We start from the raw sequence: 20,640 nt of genomic DNA, 5'->3' as shown, positions 1-20,640 counted from the left end.
CGACAGTCCTGTCAACTACTATTTTAAAAATAATGCATAAATATGCAAAAAAAAGTGATTTAGCCTATTTTAAGGGCCTAACAAGCCCAAATCAGCGTGGATTTTGCTTGAGAGAGATCTCTTTGATGGCTTTATCCGTATAAAACTCTTCTTCGGTACAATTAGAGTTACCATCAGAAAAAATGATGACACAGCACTCAGTAGGGACATATTGACCGCCTTTTTCTCTGACGGTTCTGATACCTTTAAAGCCAATGATGTCAAACTGGCTTAATTTATCTAGATTATGATTGGTATAACCACAGTAAGTAGTATATATCCATTTCAAATCTTCGAAATCTTGACCCTTTGTCAGGGTAAGCTTTGCATCAAAAAGCTCTTTTACGATGGCATCATAATATTTCTGCGCTTCTTTGAGGGTGTTAAAGACATAGTCTTTGCTTTCTATCGTGACGGTTTTAGCGGCCATGTTTATTTCCAGTGAAGAAGTTTGATAAAGGATGTTTAATAGTTTAAGGGTAGTAATACCTATTAATAACGAAAAAGGGTCAGAACTGGCCTGACCCTTCTACATTCAAAAATTTCAGCTAATCGACTGTTTAGTAGATAAGTTATTCAGCAGCTAAACTATTCAGCAGCCAAAAAATCTGGCAGTTCTGCCGCTTGTTTCTCAAGTTTCTTCAGTTTCTTTTTACCGAGGCCCCCTAATACATCAACGGCATGACGCAAGCGAGTTAGGGTCATGTCAGCGCCGATAATCGCCATAGAGTTCATAACTGGCGTCGATGACGTGCTACCAGCGATAGCGATAAAGAACGGTGCCATAAAGTCACGCATCTTAATATCAAGGTGAGCCGCAAGGCCTTTTAGCGTGGCGTAGATGTTTTCTTCTGACCAAGTTGGCAAGACTTCTAACTGCCATAACGACAGCTGTAGCATCTCGATGATTTGCTCAGGTGTGAGTGACTTATGTGTAAAGCTCTCAGCATTGATAGCAGGTAGGTTTTGGAAGTAGAAGCCACTCCAATTTACCGCATCAGACAATAGCTCGATACGTGGCTGAATCGCCGCTGCGATAGCGGTTAGCTTGTCGCTATTGCTGGCCCAGTCGAGGATTTTGTTCTTTAGCTCTTCAGGGGTAAGGGCACGTAGCCATTCTGCATTTAGCCAGTTGAGTTTTTCGATATCGAAGATAGGGCCGCCAAGTGACACACGCTGAATGTCAAAGCTGGCAATCATTTCTTCTAAGGTAAACTGCTCAGCATCATTTGGCATTGAGTAGCCCATACGACCGAGATAGTTGAGCAACGCTTCAGGTAGCACGCCTGCATCACGATAGTAGGTGATAGAGGTTGGGTTTTTACGCTTAGACAGTTTTGATTTGTCTGGGTTACGCAGTAATGGCATGTGGCAAAGTACTGGCATCTCCCAACCAAAATATTCATAAAGCAACTGATGCTTAGGCGCAGAGTTCAGCCATTCTTCACCGCGCATCACATGACTGATGTCCATCAAGTGATCATCGACGACATTGGCTAAATGATAGGTTGGCATACCGTCCGTTTTTAGCAGCACTTGCATGTCGACTTGGGTCCAAGGAATCTCAACCGTACCACGTAGCATGTCATGTACTTGGCAGATGCCTTCGGTAGGCACACGCATACGAATCACATGCGGTTTGCCCTCGCTTACCAATTGCTCGGTGGTTTCTGGTGCAAGATGAGCACAGCGACCGTCATAACGTGGCGTCTCGCCATTGGCCATTTGCTCAGCACGCATGGTATCTAGCTCTTCACTGGTACAAAAACAGCGAAACGCATGGTCTTTTTCTATTAGCATCTCGGCGTGTTTGGTATAAATGTCGCTACGCTCGCTCTGACGATAAGGGGCATGAGGACCACCGATATCTGGACCCTCGCTCCAATCTAGACCGACCCAACGTAAGGCGTCCAAAATCATTTGTTCAGATTGCTCGGTTGAGCGGGTTTGGTCAGTGTCTTCGATACGCAAAATAAACTCGCCGCCGTGCGCTTTAGCAAAGGCCAAGTTAAATAGGGCGATATAAGCCGTTCCCACGTGAGGAAAGCCAGTCGGTGAAGGCGCGATACGAGTACGGACAGGGCGCGTTGGTGCTTGGGTCGATGTTTGGGTCATATAAGTCTCACAATGTGGTTGTTAATGAATGTGTTGGTGAATGAATTTAGTAGTGAAAGAGGGTAATAAAAAATCGCAATGACAAATATAAATGAAAGATTTGAATAAAAAATACGGATGAAACAATAGTCGTCAAAGTAAAAAAATAGCGTAAAATATAGCGCTAGTATAACAGAGAGATGGGATATTTTTAATGAAAAGCCCCTCTAGCGCTTGACTACAGATGTATCCTTGCGATAATAATGTTAGGCAAGTCATAACTTATTTATTTTTATCTGATTTTTTACTATTACTGGCCAACATGGTCGTCATCTATTGAGTTGTTTGTGTCCTTATCAAAGTCTAAGCCAAAATCGAAAGCCAGTCCTTCTGCCGCTGCTGCACTCACTGAGTCAGCACCTAGCCCATCCTCTGTACAGGATGCGTCTACGCAAGATGCCCCTCTGGATGTTACTCAAGCCCATCATGAGGGCGATATCACGCCTGATGAATTAAGTTTTGTCCACGATGCAGTGCTACTGCAAGAGACTGTCGCGGCAGTGCTCGGTGTAAAATCCTTGCCCAAGCAAACAGACGATAACACCCACGCTGGCTTACAGATGAGCGGTGTGTACGTTGATGCGACCTTTGGGCGCGGTGGTCATAGCAGGCTACTATTAAGTCAGCTTGCCGATGATGCGCAGTTGATTGTCTTTGATAAAGATCCGACAGCCATAAGCGTGGCTCAAGAGCTGGCAAGTACTGATAGCCGCGTGAAAGTGGTTCATGACAGCTTTGCGACATTGACGGACAGTCTAGCAGCCATGGGTATCGTGCAAGTTGACGGCTTGATGGCGGATTTGGGTATTTCTTCACCGCAGATTGATGATGGCAGTCGTGGCTTTAGCTTCATGCGTGATGGTGCGGTTGATATGCGTATGGACACCAGCCGTGGCCAGTCGGTCGCTGAATGGTTGATGAAAGTCGATGATGAAACCTTGGCTAATGTGCTTTATGACTTTGGCGAAGAGCGTCATAGCCGCCGTATTGCACGTGCTATCAAACAGATGGAGAGCTATGAGTCTACGCTCGAGCTAGCAGAAGTTATCAAAGTAGCACATCCTAATTGGCAGCGTGGCAAACATCCAGCCACACAAAGCTTTCAGGCCATGCGTATCTTTATTAATAATGAGTTGGGCGATGTTGACGCCTTTTTAGAGCAAAGTATCCCGATTTTGAAATCAGGAGGACAGCTTGCGGTTATTAGCTTTCACTCACTAGAAGATCGCCGCATCAAGCAGTTTTTGCAGCGCCATAGTAAAGGACAGTATCCAGAAGACGAAAAGCTACCAATGCCGCCGAATCGTCCACGTTACTTTAGCAAGCCTAAGCGTGTGGGCCCAAATAAAGCTGAAACCAGTCAAAATCCACGTTCGCGTAGTGCGTGGTTGCGCATGGCAACACGTACTGACACAGATTATGAGCAGGCGACCGTATAATAAAAGCGGCATACATCATAGCTGAATATGATTCATAAACCGCATATGATGGCTAAAGCCTGTCCTCATTTTGGACGATAGTCCTCTAAATGGGCTAAAAATGTCGTAATCACTACGCCACTGTTAAAAATCTGTAAATATTGTCTGTTAGGCTCAGCAGTTGGTTTTTTATCTATCCAATGGTTTGGTTCTGATATGACCTACCGATAGCCATGAGTTATGATGACTCATGGCTATTAAATGTATTTTTTACGTTCAGCTTTTACATATATAAGTGTCTTTGGTTTTATGTTTATCGATGGTAGTACCGAATAATGACACGTTCATCTTTCGCAAACCATTATCTACTCTATAGTTTACGTTCACCTTTTGAGATCGTCATGGCAATATCTGACAAACCTGCGAATCGCCGCACCGCTATACCCTATAACACCGATGTCGGCGAATTATTCGTGCGCCGGTTTAATGTGGTGAGCATTTATGTGGTCGTGTTACTGCTATTGGCCGCCACGATTGTATGGAGCGGTATCAAAACGGCTGAAGAAGTTCAGCAATACCATCAGGACTACAAAACCTTGCAAGACATGAAAAAACAAGAACGTAAGCTACAAGTAGAGCATCAGCGCCTATTGATTGAGCAGCAAACCTTTAGCGCCACACCGCAAATCGCCAGTCGTGCGGTTGCTGAATTGGGTATGTATTCGCCCACATTAAAAGATAAGTTGATTATCCAGCCGGGTGTCGCTACCGCACAGGCGCCAGTGGTTTCTGAAGATTCGGTAGCGGATGCGCCGTACATTACTGGGCCACGCGCCACGACAGACATATCTCCTGAAGAGCCTACAACCGATGCGACGGCAACGGAGGCAGGACAATGAGTGACAAAAAACCTAAAGCCACTGGCGGTAAAGCTGATGGTAAAACCGCTGAAAAAAGTACCAGAAAAAAACCAGCCAGTGGCAAAGTAACCAAACCATTACGGCGTGCCAGTGCGGCTAAATCTGGGCAGACAAGTAGCAAACCTGATAAAACCGCAGGCAATCGTAAAGCCAGACTGTTTGGTCGCATCAAAAAGAGTGACACCCAAGGTGTGTATACCAGTTTAAAAAACCGTAAGAGTAAAATGGTTTTTTCGAGTAAGGCGTCGGGTGCTTCTTCTCGCGGTGGTTTTGAACAAGACAAAAACCGTTTTCGGATGGTTTGGGGTTTGGCGCTGGTTATCTTAGCGCTATTGATCAGCCGTGCTTATTACATTCAAATTGCCAATGCGCAGTTTTATCAAGACAAAGGCAATGAGCTGATTACCAGTGAGCGCACCCAAAAAACCTATCGAGGCATGATTACCGATCGCAATAATTTGCCGCTCGCTGTCAGCGCACCACTTGCGACCGTATCGTTTAGTCCGCATGATTATTCGCGTGAATATTATGAACTAAAGCGGATTATTCTGACCAACCCTAGCAGTCCACAATTACAGGCGCGTATGCAAAAGCGTCTGGACAATATGGACTTGACCACGCTTGCGGCTGCTGCCAATATTTCGGTCAGTGAATTAAAAAAAGTCACTGGCATTGATGACAGTATCGACGTCACTGACGAAGCAGCGGTAAAAGCGGCGTTGCCATCTGGTGCAGGCTCGCACTATTTACCACTGCTCAATAAAGTGACACCTGAGATTGCCCAAAGCGTCAGTTCGCTTGATTTTCCTGGGGTTTACGAAAAGAATTTCTTTCAGCGCTATTACCCACAGCCACAGCCAAATGCACAGTTGCTGGGCTTTATGGGGCAAAACTCCAAAGATCCTGAAGGGGGTTACGAGGGTCGAGCGGGTATCGAACGGCAGTATGAAAAAGAGCTGGCGGGCGAGGATGGCAAAGTATTGGTGCTAAAAGATGCCAAGCAAAACAGTTTAAAAGAAATCAAACAAATCGAGCCAGAAGTACCAGGCAAAGATGTGGCGTTGACCATTGATTCACGCTTGCAGTACTTGCTGTATAAAGAGCTAGAAAAAGCAGGCCGCTTACAAAAAGCGCGCTGGTCGACGGGCATGATCGTTGATGTACAAACGGGTGAAGTCTTGGCACTCTCGACATGGCCATCGTTCAATTCAAATAACCTCAATGAAATGACGGGTGAAAACCAGCGTAACCGAGCATTGCTAGATGTGTTTGAGCCAGGTTCAGTCATGAAGCCATTTACCGTTGCTGCCGCTCTAGATTCGGGTAAATACACGCCGACTACTTTAATTGATACCAATCCGGGTTCAATTCGTGTGCGTGGCTATACCATTCGAGATCATAATAATATGGGTATGATTAACATGGGCACGCTGCTGCAAAAATCGAGTAACGTTGCCTCGACCAAGATTGCATTGTCGCTACCACCCGATGGCATTACCAGTATGCAAAAACGGTTTGGCTTTGGTTCAAAGACACCGTTACAGTTCCCAGGAGAAGGTAGTGGGCTAGTCGTGACGCCAAAAGAAAAAGAGACCTCACGTCGTGCAACGATCAGTTATGGTTATGGTATGGAAGCGACGCTAGCGCAGGTGGCGCAGGCTTATTCAGCGTTGGCGGCAGGCGGGGTCATGCATCCATTGACCTTGACCAAAACTGATAAGCCGCAGCCAAGCAAACGCATTATGGCGCATGAGCAAGCGATGTCTATCGTGCAAATGCTCGAAAGCGTCACAGAGCCTGGTGGTACTGCGAAAGCGGCGGCCATTGATGGCTATCGCGTGGCAGGTAAGACGGGTACTTCGCGTCGTATCAACCCAGCAGGTGGTTATTATACGGACCAGTATCGTAATGTCTTTGCTGGCATGGCACCTGCGTCCAATCCAAAACTCGTGGGTGTGATGCTCATTGAGGACCCACGGGTTCAGATTTATGCAGGTCTAACGGTCGCGCCTGTGTTCCATAATGTGATGAAAGAAGCGTTACGATTATATAATGTGCCTTTGGATAAGCCGTTAAAAACGGAAGCGCAGTAGGCGTTTAACTATTTTGAATGGTCAGCTCTATATGGGCTGATACATTTTAACTGTTTAGGATTTACCTATGACTACATCATCGCTAAATAGCGACACTGTTACTTTACAACAGCTTGTCGATGCCAATAAAAGCCGTCATCATAGACTGGCTCAGCAATTAACAGCGATGATGACATCGTCTCATCAGGCAGATTCAGACCAGATCAAACCCGTTGCGAATATTCCGTTTCAACAGTTTCGTTTGGACAGTCGTCAGCTTGAAGTGAACCATGTATTTGTTCTCTTAAAAAGCCAAACAGTAAACGGCCCAAAAAGCCGCGACTATCTGTTACAGGCGGCTGAGCATGCTGCCTTTATCCTCTCAGAGATTGATCCTATTGCCTTGTTTGGCACAGAAAACAACCCATCCCACACTAGTGCTGAATCGACAGCAGATGGTCACTCTACCGTGCCTCATCAGTTAGTCGCGCTGCCTTGTCCAGTGTTGTACGTTCCCAATATTCGTGATTTTTTAGGCAGCTTAATCCAAGCGCGTCTGCAATATCAGCAGCCTGTGACGCTACCGACAGTGGTCGCTGTGACTGGTACGAATGGCAAAACCACCATCAGTCAGTTAGTTGCCCAGCTTACCCAATTGGCAGGCATGAGTAGTGCAGTGATGGGTACGGCAGGTAATGGTAGGTTGGGTGCTTTGGTGCAAGCCAGCCATACGACAGGTGATGCTTTAGCCGTCCAGCAATTCTTATATCAAATGGGGTCAGAAAACGCTGAGGTATTGGCGCTAGAGGCCAGCTCACATGGGTTAGATCAGCAGCGTTTACAAGGCATGCCAGTATCTGTGGCGATTTATACCAACTTGAGCCGTGACCACCTCGACTATCATGCCGATATGGCCGAATACGCTGCGGCAAAAGCCAAGCTATTTGATAAAGCGTACTTTCCAGAGTTGACGCATGCCATTATCAATATCGATGATGAATATGCACAGGTTATGATCGATACGGCAAACGCTAGTGGTTTGACGGTATGGACGTACAGCTTAGATGTATCAAAATCAGCTACTTTTATCGCAGCTGATATCACACCCAGTTTGCAAGGCGTCAAAATAAATCTACGTACTGATTTTGGTAATGATAAAACTGACAGCATAGAGATTGTCAGTCCGCTATTGGGGCGCTTTAATGTTGCCAATCTGCTCGCCGCTATCGCAGCAGTAGTGGCGCTTGATGCCAATTCAGAGATAAATGTTGAGCGCATTGCAACCGAGGTTGCACAACTGCAAGGTGCTGTTGGGCGTATGCAGCGTGTGCCGTCAAATGATGGCTGTTTTATCGTGGATTATGCGCATACGCCAGATGCTTTAAGTCAGGTACTGGCCAGCTTAAAGACCCATTGTAAGGGAAAGCTATGGGCAGTGTTTGGTTGCGGCGGAGATCGTGATGCAGGCAAGCGCCCATTGATGGCGCAAGCAGGTCTGGCAGGTGCCGATCAAGTCATCTTAACTGCAGACAATCCTCGTACTGAAGACCCCAATATCATTTTGCAAGACATGCAAGCTGGCATGAGCGCTGAGCAATATCAACGCACCCATATCGAACCTGCACGCCAAGCCGCTATTGAGTATGCTGTCAGTCATGCTGCTGCTGATGATATTGTTGTTATCGCTGGTAAAGGCCATGAAACGTATCAAGAAATTAATCATGTCCGTTATGATTTTGATGACAGTGTCATTTTGCAGCAGACTCTAGAGAAAGCAGACCGTATATAGCCAATCCAAAAGAATGACAGCGCTAACCTTGCCTGACGTATTATTTATATATCTGCACTGGGTTGCCTTGACCTTCTAGTAAATTGAATCAACTATATAAACCGCTGGCGTTTGCTACTCACATTATCAACGCATTGATCGTTAAGTATAAAAATTAAGTAGTCATCATATAAGGTAATCATTATGACAGCCGACAACGATAATACTGTCCAGTCGCAAGGGCTTTATATCTGGCAGATGGATAATCTGCTCGCCGCGACCGCGTCGCTCGATGGTCATTGGCAGCTGCCACAGAATCACGCAGACACAGAGCCACCAACGTTAGCCAGTAAGCGCATTGCTACTGATACTCGCACGATAAAGTCGGGTGATATATTTTTGGCGTTAAGTGGTGATAATTTTGATGGTCACGATTATATCGATATGGCCGCATCACAAGGTGCTATCGCTGCTATCGTATCGCGTCCTATCACCAGTCCAAACAGTATTCCGCAATTGGTAGTGAGTGATACACGCTTGGCGCTAGGGCAATTGGCCGCTTTTCGTCGCCAGCAGCATAAAGACTTGACCGTGATTGCCATTACTGGCTCTAGTGGCAAGACCACCTGCAAAGAAATGCTCGGCAGTATCTTTGGTCGATTGGCACCGACACTGATTACCCGTGGCAACTTAAATAATGACTTGGGTGTACCGATGATGCTGCTTGAGCTGTCGGATCATCATCGCTATGCTATTTTAGAGTTGGGCGCCAACCATATTGGTGAGATTGCTTATACGACTGAGATTGTCCGCCCTGATGTGGCCTGTATCTTAAACATCGGAACAGCGCATCTGGGTGAGTTCGGTAGCCGTGAAGGCATTTGCCAGACCAAAGCAGAGATTTATAGCATATTAACCAATGACCAGTTTGCGATTGTTCCTGATAAGGATGATTTTACCAATCAATTGCGCCGTATCGCTGAAAAGCACACGTCTCACGTGATTGGTTTTGGTAATACTGACGTTAGTGCTAGCCATCTCGATGTAGAGCCTGAACGTAGCGAGTTTAAGCTACATATCGGTAGCCAAATTCATGATATCAATTTGCCATTAGCAGGCGAGCACAATGTCAATAATGCCTTGGCTGCTGCCGCTTGTGCCCACGCACTAAATATTGCGGTGAGTGATATCGTCATTGGGCTTGAAAATGCACGCCCAGCCAAAGGCCGTTTGAACAGTCAGATACTTGGTATGCATCGTCTCATTGATGATACTTATAATGCCAACCCGCATTCGGTACGTGCCGCTGCCAAAGTATTGGCTGCGCAAACGGGTACGCAAATTATGGTGCTGGGTGATATCGGCGAGTTAGGAGAGGCGGCCGTCAGTGAGCATCAAAGCTTGGGCCGTACTATCGCCACCACCGGTATCAATGTGCTGCTCTGTGTGGGTGAGTATGCGAATTATACCGTTGCGGGTGCGCAAGAGATTTCTGATATTAGCGCCCATGCCTTCGCCGACAAAGAAAGTTTATTACAGTATTTACAGCCGTATTTGCAAGCGCAACAAGCTAAGCCTTGTACTGTGTTGTTCAAAGGCTCTCGTTCCATGGGAATGGAAACACTTATTCATGCGCTAGTAGAGGAGTAGGCGGTGTTAGTTTGGTTGTTCGGCTGGCTTGGCCAGTATTATACGCCGTTTTCTGCGGTTTCTTCGTTGACACTGCGAGCACTGCTTGCGGTTGTTACCGCCCTTGTATTTAGCATGATGTTTGGTGGACGCGTCATTCGGCACCTGCGCGCGCTCAAATATGGTCAAGCGATTCGTAGTGATGGGCCTCAGTCGCATTTGGCGAAGACGGGTACACCAACCATGGGTGGGGTATTAATTTTAAGCGCCATTGGGATATCGACTTTACTATGGGCACGTTTAGACAATCCCTATGTTTGGATTTTGCTCGTTGTCATGATTATCTTTGGCGCGGTTGGTTGGGCCGATGATTGGCTTAAAATTAAGTACAAAAACCCAAAAGGTTTAATTGCCCGCAAAAAGTATTTTTGGTTGTCTATGGGCGCGTTATTCGTGGGTATGTCTTTGTATTATATCGCCACATTACAACCAGATATCGCAACTACCCGCGAGATGCAGGATTTATTACTACCCGTATTCAAAGATTGGATAATTCCATTTTCAGCAGTGCCTTTTGGTATTGGCTTTATTATCTTTACTTATTTTGTGATTAATGGGGCTTCTAACGCGGTCAATTTAACCGACGGCTTGGATGGCTTAGCAATCTTGCCAGTGGTTTTGGTTGCGGCAGGTTTAGGAGCGATGGCTTATGTATCAGGTGATGTACGCTTTGCTGATTACTTGCATGTGCCTTATATTGCTTACAACTCTGAAGTGCTCATTGTCTGTGGCTCGATGATTGGGGCAGGACTTGGTTTCTTATGGTTCAATGCACATCCGGCACAGGTATTTATGGGTGATGTCGGCGCACTTGCCCTTGGTGCGATGCTCGGTACGATTGCGGTTATGACTCGTCAAGAGATTGCCTTTGCGATTATGGGTGGACTGTTTGTCGCTGAAGCGCTGTCTGTTATGCTGCAAGTAGGGTCATATAAGCTGCGCAAAAAACGTGTTTTCCGTATGGCACCATTACATCATCACTTTGAAGAAATTGGCTGGAAAGAGACGCAAGTGGTGGCAAGGTTTTGGATTATTGCCATCATCCTTGTGATCCTTGGATTGATGACGTTAAAGCTACGTTAATACAATCATAGCCAATTGATATTGCGTTAATAGCGCTATATCGCATCAAAAAGCCACCTCAAACACATCTGAGGTGGCTTTTTTGTTGCTTGATTGACAGTGCCTTTTCTTACTTACTGAGCTTGAACTTTGTTAAAATGTCTCTCTTATTGCTATCACTTTGAGATGCCTGTGCCCTTATTTATTTGTCCACTTTGTCAGTCACCACTAAAGCCCGCCGCAGATACTTGGCGCTGTGATGGTCGTTTGCATCCTAAGCAGACCTCGCACCCTTTTGATGTTGCTCGTCAAGGCTATGTCAATCTGTTGCCTGTGCAGCAAAAAAAATCTAAAGCGCCTGGTGACAGCCAAGAATCTATCGATGCACGTAAGCGGTTTTTGAACCATGGACACTACGCATCGTTACAGGGTCTCATTAGCCAAAAAATGACGGAATTGTTGTATCAAGATAAACAAGTAGGTGATCATAAGAGTAAGTCGGTCAATTGGCTTGATATTGGCTGCGGAGAAGGCTACTACACGCAGGCAATGGCGCAACTGGGATTGGATGCCATAGACACTCTCATCGCTGCTGATATCAGTAAGCCTGCTGTGGTTGAATTGGCCAAAGTGAGCAAAATGGCAGGTCAATTGTGGTATCAACAAAACGAACAACCATCTACCCAGACGACAGTAATCTACCCACTGGTGACTAGCGCCGCGCACCTACCATTACGTCCTCATAGTATGACGGGCATCAGTAGTATCTTTAGCCCCATTTTGCCTGAGGCTTTTGCTGAAGTGTTGGCTGATGATGGTTATTTAATCATTGCCAAGCCTGACATAGGACATCTAGCAACGATGCGTGATGCCTTATTTGATAGCGTGCGTGAGCATGATTCTGATAAATTTTTGCAAGAATTAGCCCCTTACTTTACGCTAATAGACACTCATCGTGTCAGTACAGAGCTGACCTTATCAGCAGATGATTTGGCTGATTTAATGACCATGACGCCCTATGCATACCGTGCCCGTAGCGAAAAAAGAAAAGCATTACTAGCAGCCGTTGAAACAGAAGCGTTCAATACTGAGGCAAAGTTTGTGGTTTATGTGTTGCGAAAATCGTCTGATAAATAGTTTCTTATAACGGTGTGTCTATATAGAGGTACTGTGCTGATGACGAGAATATAGCTAGCATCAATACTCTCCTAATAGCCAACCACTAACGAAAGCAAAATATTCACGAAACCAAGCATTATAGCGAATGGACAAAGGCGTAGAACTGGCGACGGTGATAGGCTGCTGATAGCCTTGATGCTTGGCGATACTGGCTGCGCGGACGGTATGAAAGTCGCTGGTCACGATAGCGATGGGATCAGTGATAGAGAGTCCTTTTTCTTCTAATATATCTCGGCTATTGGCTAAGTTCTCTTCGGTACTGGTACTTTTACCTTCTTGTAAAATACGCTCAAACGCGATGTCATGTGAATCGTGTAAGTACGTTGCCATAATATCAGCCTCGCTACGTGTACGCTGAAAGCCAACGCCACCACTGGTTATCACCAATGCACTAGGCTGTGATTTGATCAGTGGTACAGCGGTATCTAGACGCTTGGCGAGGGTCGGTGTGGGTTTGCCTGCCACTGTCCCCGAGCCCAATATAATAATCGCTGTTACAGTCGGTGCTGGCTGCATGCTAAGCGTAATTTGCTGCTGAAGTGACCAGATGAAAAGCCCAAAGCTGATGAGCCAAATTGTAAACACAGCCCACAGTCCATACCATAAACGATTTAACCAATGGTTTCGGCCAAAAAATCTGCGAATGGCATGCCAAAACAGCCCATGAGCGACAAAGATAATCCCCAATAGCAGTGGTACTACTGAGCCAAAATTAATTTTACCGATAGCCATTAATGCAACACAATCAACGATGATTACGATACCGATGGTGAATAAGATGACACGAGTGCTAGTAAGTAATGCTTTTGACATAGAAATAATACGCTTGTATGTAGATAACCAATATATTGGAGAATGGTTTTAAAAGTGCTGAGTCTAAGATTATCACAGGCGTACATTATGATAGATGGATAGGGTATGGATTTCTCAGACCCAATAAATCTTGTTTGTATAGAACCCTTGCGTATGTACCACCCTTTGAGTTTGCAAAGCAGTAAATGAGTTTTCGATACACTCGGGGAAATCCAGTTTTTTTCTTATTGTTTAAATAGTTAGCAAGGAAGGCTGAGTGCTAGCATTAGGAGTCTCTAATGGTAAGGAGCTAATAATGTACACAATCCTAGCGCTTTCATATCGATCCTTGTCAGTAGCTATCCTATTATTGACTGTTGTAAATTATCTTCTTAATACCGCTATCTGATAGGTAGGTGTCCATAAATTTACCACTCAATAGATCGCCTTGAGCATTGATTAGATGGCAGTCTGAGTTTTTGCTATGAGGATCTCGTGTTACTGGGTTAGCTAAAGTGCTTATACAGAACCATGCGGTATCTGTACTAGCGCGAGATAGTGACCAACTCTGGGTGTAGCTATCGACCAGTACATCTTGCTCGCTACTGTTATAGACATTCTCGGTAATGAGCTCGCTTGACGCTCCTATAGCAGCCATCTTGGGCATATCAGCGGTTTGCTCAGCGATTGAATACAGCCCTAGGCTGTCGGTAAAACCATAGAACTTTACAGGGTTTAGGGTGTAGTAATTGACCGATATGAGCTGCTGATCGATGATGCCATCTGACTTTATAGTATAAGTAGTTTCGGCACTTTGTACCTGATGATTGTTGAATATCATTGACCCTTTGGGAACGACTTTTATCTCAAGCACTGTATTTTGATTGTCATTGGCTGGTATCAGGGTATCAGCACGTGCTTTGGTATAGATATTCAGCAGGGCGGTCTCAACGGGGAATTCAGTCACAGTTTGACTGCCGTTATTACTCGTTATTCCCGTATTCATACTTGTGGCGCATGCTGTTAGCGTTAATGCTGCTGCTATGTATAATCCTAACGTTTTCACTTATGATTCCTTATCACAAAATTTTTGATGTTTGGTCTAGGGCGTGTCCTCATTTTAAAAATGGTAATAAAAATGAGATAAATCGCAGTCAAACAAGGAAAATAGCGCAGATAATATCGAGATATTAGTCAGCTATTTGACACCGTTTGGCAAGATTTAGCCATTTTTAACCCATTTAGATAACTATCGATTGAATTGAGGACACGCCCTAAATCCCTTTGCCACCAACGGTATCTATTGCGTACTGGCTAAAACTTTTACGTAATAATTTATGATCAAGCCCTTTCTCTTCTGCCAATAGTCTTATAACTTTATTTACAGAAGTAGATGATTTTAAAGACATAAAAATAGGATAGATTAAGACACACAGCAATAGTAAGCTTAATCCTATAAATAGTTCTTTGGTCTGCCATGAATTGAATAACGCTTGAGTAAGTCCATACCCTGCCATAACCGTAAATCCAACAATCCGCAGCTGTTTTTCTTTTTCTTGATAGTCTTGGTAGGTACTTAGCCAGACTTCTAACTCTTTTGCGGACATTAATTGTTCCACGTTTATCAGTTTTGCGTTATCTGTAATCATCAATGATCTTCTTTCTATTTTAAAATTATTAATCAACAAATGTTACACTATTTTAAGAAAACCTCATAATGAAATGCCCGCCCGCCACATCCATCAAGACGATATTGAAAGTATAAAAAGGATTGTTTTGATTTAATTGAGGGGGATAGGAGTAATAGACAATGGCGAATAGACCAACACAAGCCAGGGGATAGATGAGTTATGTTCGGATAGATTGGGAAAATAGCAGGCATAAAAAAAACGCTAGAAGCGTTATTTACAAAGGTTTTCAGAGGGGTATAGGAGTGTTTGGGACAAGGTAGGAAAACTAATGCTTTGATAAACAGAATAAGATTGGCGGTGAAGGAGGGATTCGAACCCTCGATACGCTATTAACGCATACACACTTTCCAGGCGTGCGGTTTCAGCCACTCACCCACTTCACCGTTTTTTGACTGGCTCAGTATAGCGGATGCCATTTAAAATGTCACGACTTGCGTGCTATCTTTATTTATTGGTAACCGCCTGCTAGGATAGCAGGTACGTAATGACAAGTATAAATGGTTGAAAGTTGAATGATACGTTTTAGCAGGCTCAAGTACCGATTTAACAATAGTATGCTGATGACAGTTTTGATTGTCACGATGGGCATCACCCAAGCATATGCTGATGACTTTACCCAATGTAGCGAGTCCTTTTATGGTGGTGTCTACCCTGAATTTACCAATACCAAACTAAATAAAGAGGCACAAGCACTGTGCATGGACGGTTTTGCCGTTATGTATTCTGGCGTGTCGCGTACACCGCTTTGGTCGGCAGAGTATTTGGATCGCAAGCGTTTGCAACAAGCCAAGCAAATCGATCGTGAAGACAGCTTTCATGAAGAAAGTAAGCTTCCAGAGTCCGCACGCGCCTCATTATCTGACTACTCAAAGTCTGGCTACGATCGAGGACATCTAGCACCCAATGCCAATATGGCCAATCGAAGCCAACAATATGATAGCTTTAGTCTGGCCAATATTGCCCCGCAGTCCCCTCGTAATAATCGCTATATTTGGCGTAATATCGAGTCTGCCACTCGGTATTTAACGCAGCAATATGGTGAAGTCTATACCATTACAGGGGTAGCATTTACCAATAAAAAACCCAAGCAGCTCGCCAACCGTGTGATTGTGCCTAGCCATTTTTTTAAGGCAGTGTATATCCCAGCGACCAATCAAGCAGGCGTATATTACGCACCAAATGATGAATCGGAACGCATCGACATTATTAGTATCGATGAGCTAACCACTGAGATAGGCATTGACGTCTTACCAATGCTAGATAATCAATCCAAGTCACAAGCCTTTGATTTACCACTAAAGGCGGGTGACAGCTCGGAGCTACCTGATGAGCCAGAAAAAGAGCCTGATTGGATGCTGTTTGTGTGGGCTATTTTGGAGTGGTTAATTGCACAGTTACAGGCATAAACTGTGACCATACCCTAGGACACAGCCTAGTTTTGGAAAAATAAGATGCTATTAATAATAAGGATAAACACATGATTGAACCATTCGCCAACGATCACCAAAGCATGCAGATAGGTGACCTTATTATTGAAAATCAGAAGGACAAAATCATTATATATGGTGATATTGATCTAATGCTGAGTGAATTGGGGTATAAGCAAGCCCAGCAGCTACATGAGCTGTCAGGCAAAATCATAAAAGCATTCGAAGACGAAAATATATATAGCAGCAATGAAGCTAAGTCAAAAGAAAATAATGACCAGCTGGATAAAAATATTGACAACCCTTTTTTGTAACTTATTGATATGGTTTTATTTTTCTAGCAATAAGAAAGTGTAAAAAAACTACTAGGCAAAACCCAAAAATTGCTTATAATGAATTATGACATCGCTTGTGTCGCTCGAATCTTTAATTAAAAGCTTATAAGCCGTTATGGTCGCTATCATTTAAAAGGTTGAAACTGTAAATCTTGTAGTAAAAGGTTCTAGCAAAGGATAAGCATAGGATATCAGAAACATAATGTTTCGAGTAATCATTGTATGAAGGGAGTCAATCTATGAAATTATTTACAAAGACCGCTGTAGCCGTTGCAGGTATTGGTATTGCTAGCATGGCATTCGCCGCTGACCCATTAGCCAATACCACTTGGCAGACATATGATGAAGGTAAGCCAAAAGGTACGGTAAGAATTACTGAGTCAAATGGTGTGCTAACAGGGACGCTTATCGCTACCAACTCATCAACAGGTAAAAAGCACGTTGGTATGAGAGTCATCAAAGGTCTAAAGTCTGACGGTGGTGGTAAATACAGTGGTGGTACGATTACGGATCCTGAGAAAGGTAAAGACTATCGCATGACAGCCAGCCTGAATGGCAGCACATTAAAATTAAAAGGCTATATTGGTCCATTCTCTCGTAGCCAAGAATGGAAAAAGAAATAAGCGATTAAAGCCGACTGAATATCAAGTTTGAATTTGATGCATTAAAATCCCGCACGACCGAAAGGTTGTGCGGGATTTTTATATTTTGGCGGCCAGTGCATATTTTTAAGAAGGGGTATTCTTTCATCACTAAAACCATAACGCTGATACTACAGTAGGTAGTATCAGCGTATTTGGCTAGGGCGTGTCATCAATTAGCACATTGATACATTTAGTGGCCTTAAAAAGGCTAAATTTTGTCAAATATCGTCAGAAATCTTGTCAATATATTCATATTTACGGCGAGTTCTTTCTTGTTTGACTGCAATTTTTCTCATTTTAAGCCCTACAATCTAAATGATGACACGCCCTAGGTCATTTGCTTATTGGCGCAGCGCTTATCTTATAAATTCTGGGTAAGCTTCCATACCACATTCTGCAATATCAGCACCTTCATACTCATCTTCTTCAGAGATACGGAGACCGATAACTACCTTGATAATAGACCAAACAACTAAACTGGCTATGAATACCCAAGCAAAGATTGTTGCAGCACCTACAATCTGGCCAATAAAGGTAGAGGCTGGTTGAGTGATGGGTACGATCAGAAGACCAAACAGACCAACCACGCCATGCACTGAGATTGCCCCAACTGGATCATCAATCTTGATTTTATCTAATGCTAAGATGGATAGCACCACGATGATACCAGCGATAAGACCAAAAATAGTGGCTTGTAATGCGGATGGTGTGGAAGGCTCTGCGGTAATAGCCACTAGACCTGCTAATGCACCGTTTAAGAGCATGGTCAAATCAGCTTTTCCAAAAATAATACGTGCTAGTAATAAAGCGCCTATTGCACCGCCAGCAGCGGCCGCATTGGTGTTTAGGAATACGATAGCAACAGAGTTGGCACTGGCGATGTCGCCCAATTTAAGTACTGAACCACCGTTAAATCCGAACCAACCCATCCATAGGATGAGTGTACCAAGTGCAGCAAGTGGCAGATTGGCACCAGGAATGGCACGTATCTCGCCATTAGGACCATATTTTCCTTTCCGTGACCCTAAGAGTAGCACGCCTGCTAAAGCTGCCGCAGCACCTGCCATATGGACAATGCCAGATCCTGCAAAGTCAGAAAAGCCCATGTCCTTTAGGTTAAACAAACCAAAGACATCATTGCCACCCCATGTCCAGCTGCCTTCTAATGGATAGATGACACCAGTCATAACGACCGCAAACAATAAAAAGGACCACAGTTTCATACGCTCAGCAACTGCCCCTGAGACGATAGACATACAGGTTGCGACAAAGACGACTTGGAAGAAAAAATCAGACGCTGCAGAGTAAACCGCATCGCCACCGAAGCCATTTTCAGCGGATGTTGCTAATGCATCTTCGACTAGCGTTTCACCGCTTGAGATACCGCTCAAGAATAGATCGCCGCCATACATGATGGCATAGCCGCATATCATGTACATAGTACAAGCAGTAGCAAATAGCGCGATATTTTTGGTTAAAATTTCGACAGTGTTTTTTGAACGAACCAGACCGGCTTCTAACATAGTGAAGCCTGCTGCCATCCACATGACTAGTGCCCCACACATCAAAAAATAAAATGTATCAAGTGCGTACTGAAGCTCGAAGATTTGATTTTGCATATTAATTCCCCCTTGAATTGATGCAATACAGCTATCGGTATGATCTATAAATCTGTGTCTATAAGCTGGCCTTGTGCGTTAGATAGCATCGGGGCCAGTCTCACCCGTACGGATACGAATGACTTGCTCAAGTGCAGTGACAAAGATTTTGCCATCACCAATCTTGCCAGTGCTCGCAATGCGAGTGATGGCTTCGATAGCAGGTTCGACCATCTCATCAATAACGGCCACTTCGACTTTTACTTTAGGCAAAAAATCCACCACGTATTCTGCGCCGCGATAGAGTTCTGTGTGACCTTTTTGGCGACCGAAACCTTTGACTTCAGTGACAGTGACACCTTTAACCCCGATGTCAGAAAGCGCTTCACGTACATCATCGAGCTTAAACGGTTTTAAGATCGCAGTGATTAGCTTCATAAAAAATTCCTTATTTGTGTGATGCTGCAGATTGATAGAGGTACTATGGTGCATCATCATATCTCTGCCTTGCTGATGGTAAGTTATTCAAGAACTGTGCCACTCTACTCAAGGGGGGAGGTAGCGTTGGGCGTGTTCATCCTAAAATAACGACAGTAGAGACATAGAATAAGAGCTCTAATGCAATGATTAGAGCCATCGTTACGAGCATAGTAAAAGTGAATCGATCTTTAGCGTTTGGTTAATGAAAACTTTATTATAACCAACTTTTTGAGTGCTTGGGGAGGCTATCCCTTTATTTCATGTGACGATTTGCTAACTTGAGTTTGGCAATCAATTTGGCGTTCTGATTAATAGTCTCTTGCAAAAAAGTAAACGAAAAATAGAAGTAAGCTGCAGAGGCTGACTTAGTAGCCATGACTCTGCGCTCAGTTGTAGATAAAGGTGTTATGGCGTATTCAACTGCGTGCCATTAGGCTTTTGGAAAGAGTAGGTAAGGCGTTTGGGTGCTGACCAGTAGCTTTTTGGTATCGCTACCTCGCAGTAATTCTCGCAGACGAGATTGGCCAAATGCCCCTGTCATGAGTAGACCAATATCATGCTGGTTTTGATAATAGTTCAAAGCTGCAGCGACATCACGGCAGTCCAAAAGTGTTTTTTTGGATTTAATACCCGCTTGCTTTAGTCTGGCATAAGCTTCACGCAGCGCATCGCAATTTTCAGAGGTTTCTTTGCCAACCATTACGATATGAACCGTTAGCGCGCGCACAAGAGGCGTTTTACACAACCAATTTAATAACTTATGACAAGTTGGACTGTTGTCAAAAGCAAATAACGCGCTAGTAGGGGGCAAAAATGGTGCATGTGTCACCAAAATGGGGCAGTGACTGACTCTGATGAGTTGACTCAGTGTGGATTTGCAGGTGACATGATGACCTATAACGATCAATTGTGCTTTATCATCGACATAATCAATACTTTGATTGAGATGCTCATGGCGATGCAAGGTATAGGTTTTCAGCTTATAGTGCTGTTGTTCACAATACGTCGTCGCTTGATGCAGCAATAATCTGCCCTGTGCTTTTAGCTCACAATTGCTTAGATGCTCTTTGGATGTGAATTGCTCAAGCAACGCGTTTTCGTCATCAATATTGAGACAGCCAGAATAATTGACAGCGGCTTTTTGCTGCAAGCTTGGCATTGAATGTAATAATCCAATCGGCGCTCTTAGGCGAATAGAAGCCCACATACTGGCCTCTAATACGGCTTGAACGTGATCAGGACAGTCCAAGCAAGCAATCACACTATCTGGTTTTAAGTTACTCATAAAACGACCACATCATTTCAATAATAAAAATCCGCTATCGCGGTTTAGGGTTAGCGTATAAAGAACCTAACCAACCCTTTTACCCAT

Annotated in this window: 18 protein-coding genes and 1 tRNA gene; 10 read left to right on the top strand and 9 right to left on the bottom strand. The window is 44.3% G+C overall.

Going from position 1 to position 20,640, the window contains the following annotated elements; genetic code table 11:
• Positions 1-91: 91 nt before the first annotated feature.
• Both QL982_RS03680 and gltX read right to left on the bottom strand, forming a co-directional pair.
• Entirely contained in the window at positions 92-469 is a 378-nt protein-coding gene (locus QL982_RS03680; RefSeq protein ID WP_290164109.1) for a hypothetical protein, read from the bottom strand.
• Positions 470-627: 158 nt separating this feature from the next.
• A complete protein-coding gene (gene gltX, locus QL982_RS03675) occupies positions 628-2,154 on the bottom strand; it encodes a glutamate--tRNA ligase (protein WP_290164110.1) in 1,527 nt (508 codons plus the stop codon).
• 476 nt (positions 2,155-2,630) lie between these two features.
• On the opposite strand from gltX, the gene rsmH reads away from it, so the two are divergent.
• The 7 genes from rsmH (at position 2,631) to QL982_RS03640 (ending at position 12,259) form a co-directional block, all read left to right on the top strand.
• On the top strand, positions 2,631-3,632 hold the full coding sequence (gene rsmH, locus QL982_RS03670; RefSeq protein ID WP_290164119.1) for a 16S rRNA (cytosine(1402)-N(4))-methyltransferase RsmH: 1,002 nt from the start codon (positions 2,631-2,633) through the stop codon (positions 3,630-3,632).
• Positions 3,633-4,012: 380 nt separating this feature from the next.
• Positions 4,013-4,510 (top strand): cell division protein FtsL, encoded by a 498-nt coding sequence (locus QL982_RS03665; RefSeq protein ID WP_290164111.1) that lies wholly within the window; start codon positions 4,013-4,015, stop codon positions 4,508-4,510.
• Positions 4,507-6,624 carry a penicillin-binding protein 2 gene (locus tag QL982_RS03660; RefSeq protein ID WP_290164112.1) on the top strand — a complete coding sequence of 706 codons (2,118 nt, stop codon included), beginning with the start codon at positions 4,507-4,509 and terminating at the stop codon, positions 6,622-6,624. The genes QL982_RS03665 and QL982_RS03660 overlap by 4 nt, the downstream gene beginning before the upstream one ends.
• Positions 6,625-6,691: 67 nt before the next feature.
• Positions 6,692-8,392, top strand: coding sequence for a UDP-N-acetylmuramoyl-L-alanyl-D-glutamate--2,6-diaminopimelate ligase (locus QL982_RS03655; protein ID WP_290164113.1), 1,701 nt, complete (start codon positions 6,692-6,694; stop codon positions 8,390-8,392).
• Positions 8,393-8,575: 183 nt separating this feature from the next.
• The gene (gene murF, locus QL982_RS03650; protein ID WP_290164114.1) at positions 8,576-10,021 is read left to right on the top strand and encodes a UDP-N-acetylmuramoyl-tripeptide--D-alanyl-D-alanine ligase; all 1,446 of its coding nucleotides are present in this window, start codon (positions 8,576-8,578) and stop codon (positions 10,019-10,021) included.
• 3 nt (positions 10,022-10,024) lie between these two features.
• A complete protein-coding gene (gene mraY, locus QL982_RS03645; RefSeq protein WP_290164115.1) occupies positions 10,025-11,143 on the top strand; it encodes a phospho-N-acetylmuramoyl-pentapeptide-transferase in 1,119 nt (372 codons plus the stop codon).
• 165 nt (positions 11,144-11,308) lie between these two features.
• Positions 11,309-12,259, top strand: coding sequence for a putative RNA methyltransferase (locus tag QL982_RS03640; protein WP_290164116.1), 951 nt, complete (start codon positions 11,309-11,311; stop codon positions 12,257-12,259).
• Between the two features lie 60 nt (positions 12,260-12,319).
• On the opposite strand, the gene QL982_RS03635 is transcribed toward QL982_RS03640, so the two are convergent.
• From QL982_RS03635 to QL982_RS03620, 4 genes are all read right to left on the bottom strand, one after another.
• Positions 12,320-13,114, bottom strand: a complete 795-nt coding sequence (locus QL982_RS03635) for an ElyC/SanA/YdcF family protein (protein WP_290164117.1) — start codon at positions 13,112-13,114, stop codon at positions 12,320-12,322.
• Between the two features lie 346 nt (positions 13,115-13,460).
• On the bottom strand, positions 13,461-14,159 hold the full coding sequence (locus QL982_RS03630) for a hypothetical protein (protein ID WP_290164118.1): 699 nt from the start codon (positions 14,157-14,159) through the stop codon (positions 13,461-13,463).
• 208 nt (positions 14,160-14,367) lie between these two features.
• Positions 14,368-14,742 (bottom strand): hypothetical protein, encoded by a 375-nt coding sequence (locus tag QL982_RS03625; RefSeq protein WP_290164870.1) that lies wholly within the window; start codon positions 14,740-14,742, stop codon positions 14,368-14,370.
• Positions 14,743-15,076: 334 nt separating this feature from the next.
• A tRNA-Ser gene (locus tag QL982_RS03620) sits at positions 15,077-15,167 on the bottom strand.
• A 177-nt stretch (positions 15,168-15,344) separates the two neighbouring features.
• On the opposite strand from QL982_RS03620, the gene QL982_RS03615 reads away from it, so the two are divergent.
• The 3 genes from QL982_RS03615 to QL982_RS03605 all read left to right on the top strand — a co-directional run bounded on the left by QL982_RS03615 (position 15,345) and on the right by QL982_RS03605 (position 17,169).
• Entirely contained in the window at positions 15,345-16,190 is an 846-nt protein-coding gene (locus QL982_RS03615) for a DNA/RNA non-specific endonuclease (protein ID WP_290164869.1), read from the top strand.
• Positions 16,191-16,261: 71 nt separating this feature from the next.
• Complete coding sequence (locus QL982_RS03610) at positions 16,262-16,525, top strand: hypothetical protein (protein WP_290164868.1); 264 nt, start codon at positions 16,262-16,264, stop codon at positions 16,523-16,525.
• A gap of 260 nt (positions 16,526-16,785) precedes the next feature.
• Positions 16,786-17,169: a DUF2147 domain-containing protein gene (locus QL982_RS03605; RefSeq protein WP_290164866.1), complete on the top strand. Its 384-nt coding sequence runs from the start codon at positions 16,786-16,788 to the stop codon at positions 17,167-17,169.
• A 377-nt stretch (positions 17,170-17,546) separates the two neighbouring features.
• On the opposite strand, the gene QL982_RS03600 is transcribed toward QL982_RS03605, so the two are convergent.
• The 3 genes from QL982_RS03600 to QL982_RS03590 form a co-directional block, all read right to left on the bottom strand.
• The gene (locus QL982_RS03600) at positions 17,547-18,809 is read right to left on the bottom strand and encodes an ammonium transporter (RefSeq protein WP_290164865.1); all 1,263 of its coding nucleotides are present in this window, start codon (positions 18,807-18,809) and stop codon (positions 17,547-17,549) included.
• A gap of 78 nt (positions 18,810-18,887) precedes the next feature.
• Positions 18,888-19,226: a P-II family nitrogen regulator gene (locus QL982_RS03595; RefSeq protein ID WP_010197981.1), complete on the bottom strand. Its 339-nt coding sequence runs from the start codon at positions 19,224-19,226 to the stop codon at positions 18,888-18,890.
• A 472-nt stretch (positions 19,227-19,698) separates the two neighbouring features.
• The gene (locus tag QL982_RS03590) at positions 19,699-20,553 is read right to left on the bottom strand and encodes a universal stress protein (RefSeq protein WP_290164864.1); all 855 of its coding nucleotides are present in this window, start codon (positions 20,551-20,553) and stop codon (positions 19,699-19,701) included.
• Positions 20,554-20,640 lie beyond the last annotated feature (87 nt).

Origin of the sequence: Psychrobacter sp. 5A.1, from assembly GCF_030407455.1 — a bacterium.
Taxonomy (GTDB): Bacteria; Pseudomonadota; Gammaproteobacteria; order Pseudomonadales; family Moraxellaceae; genus Psychrobacter.
This window is presented reverse-complemented; position numbering and strand designations above follow the sequence as displayed.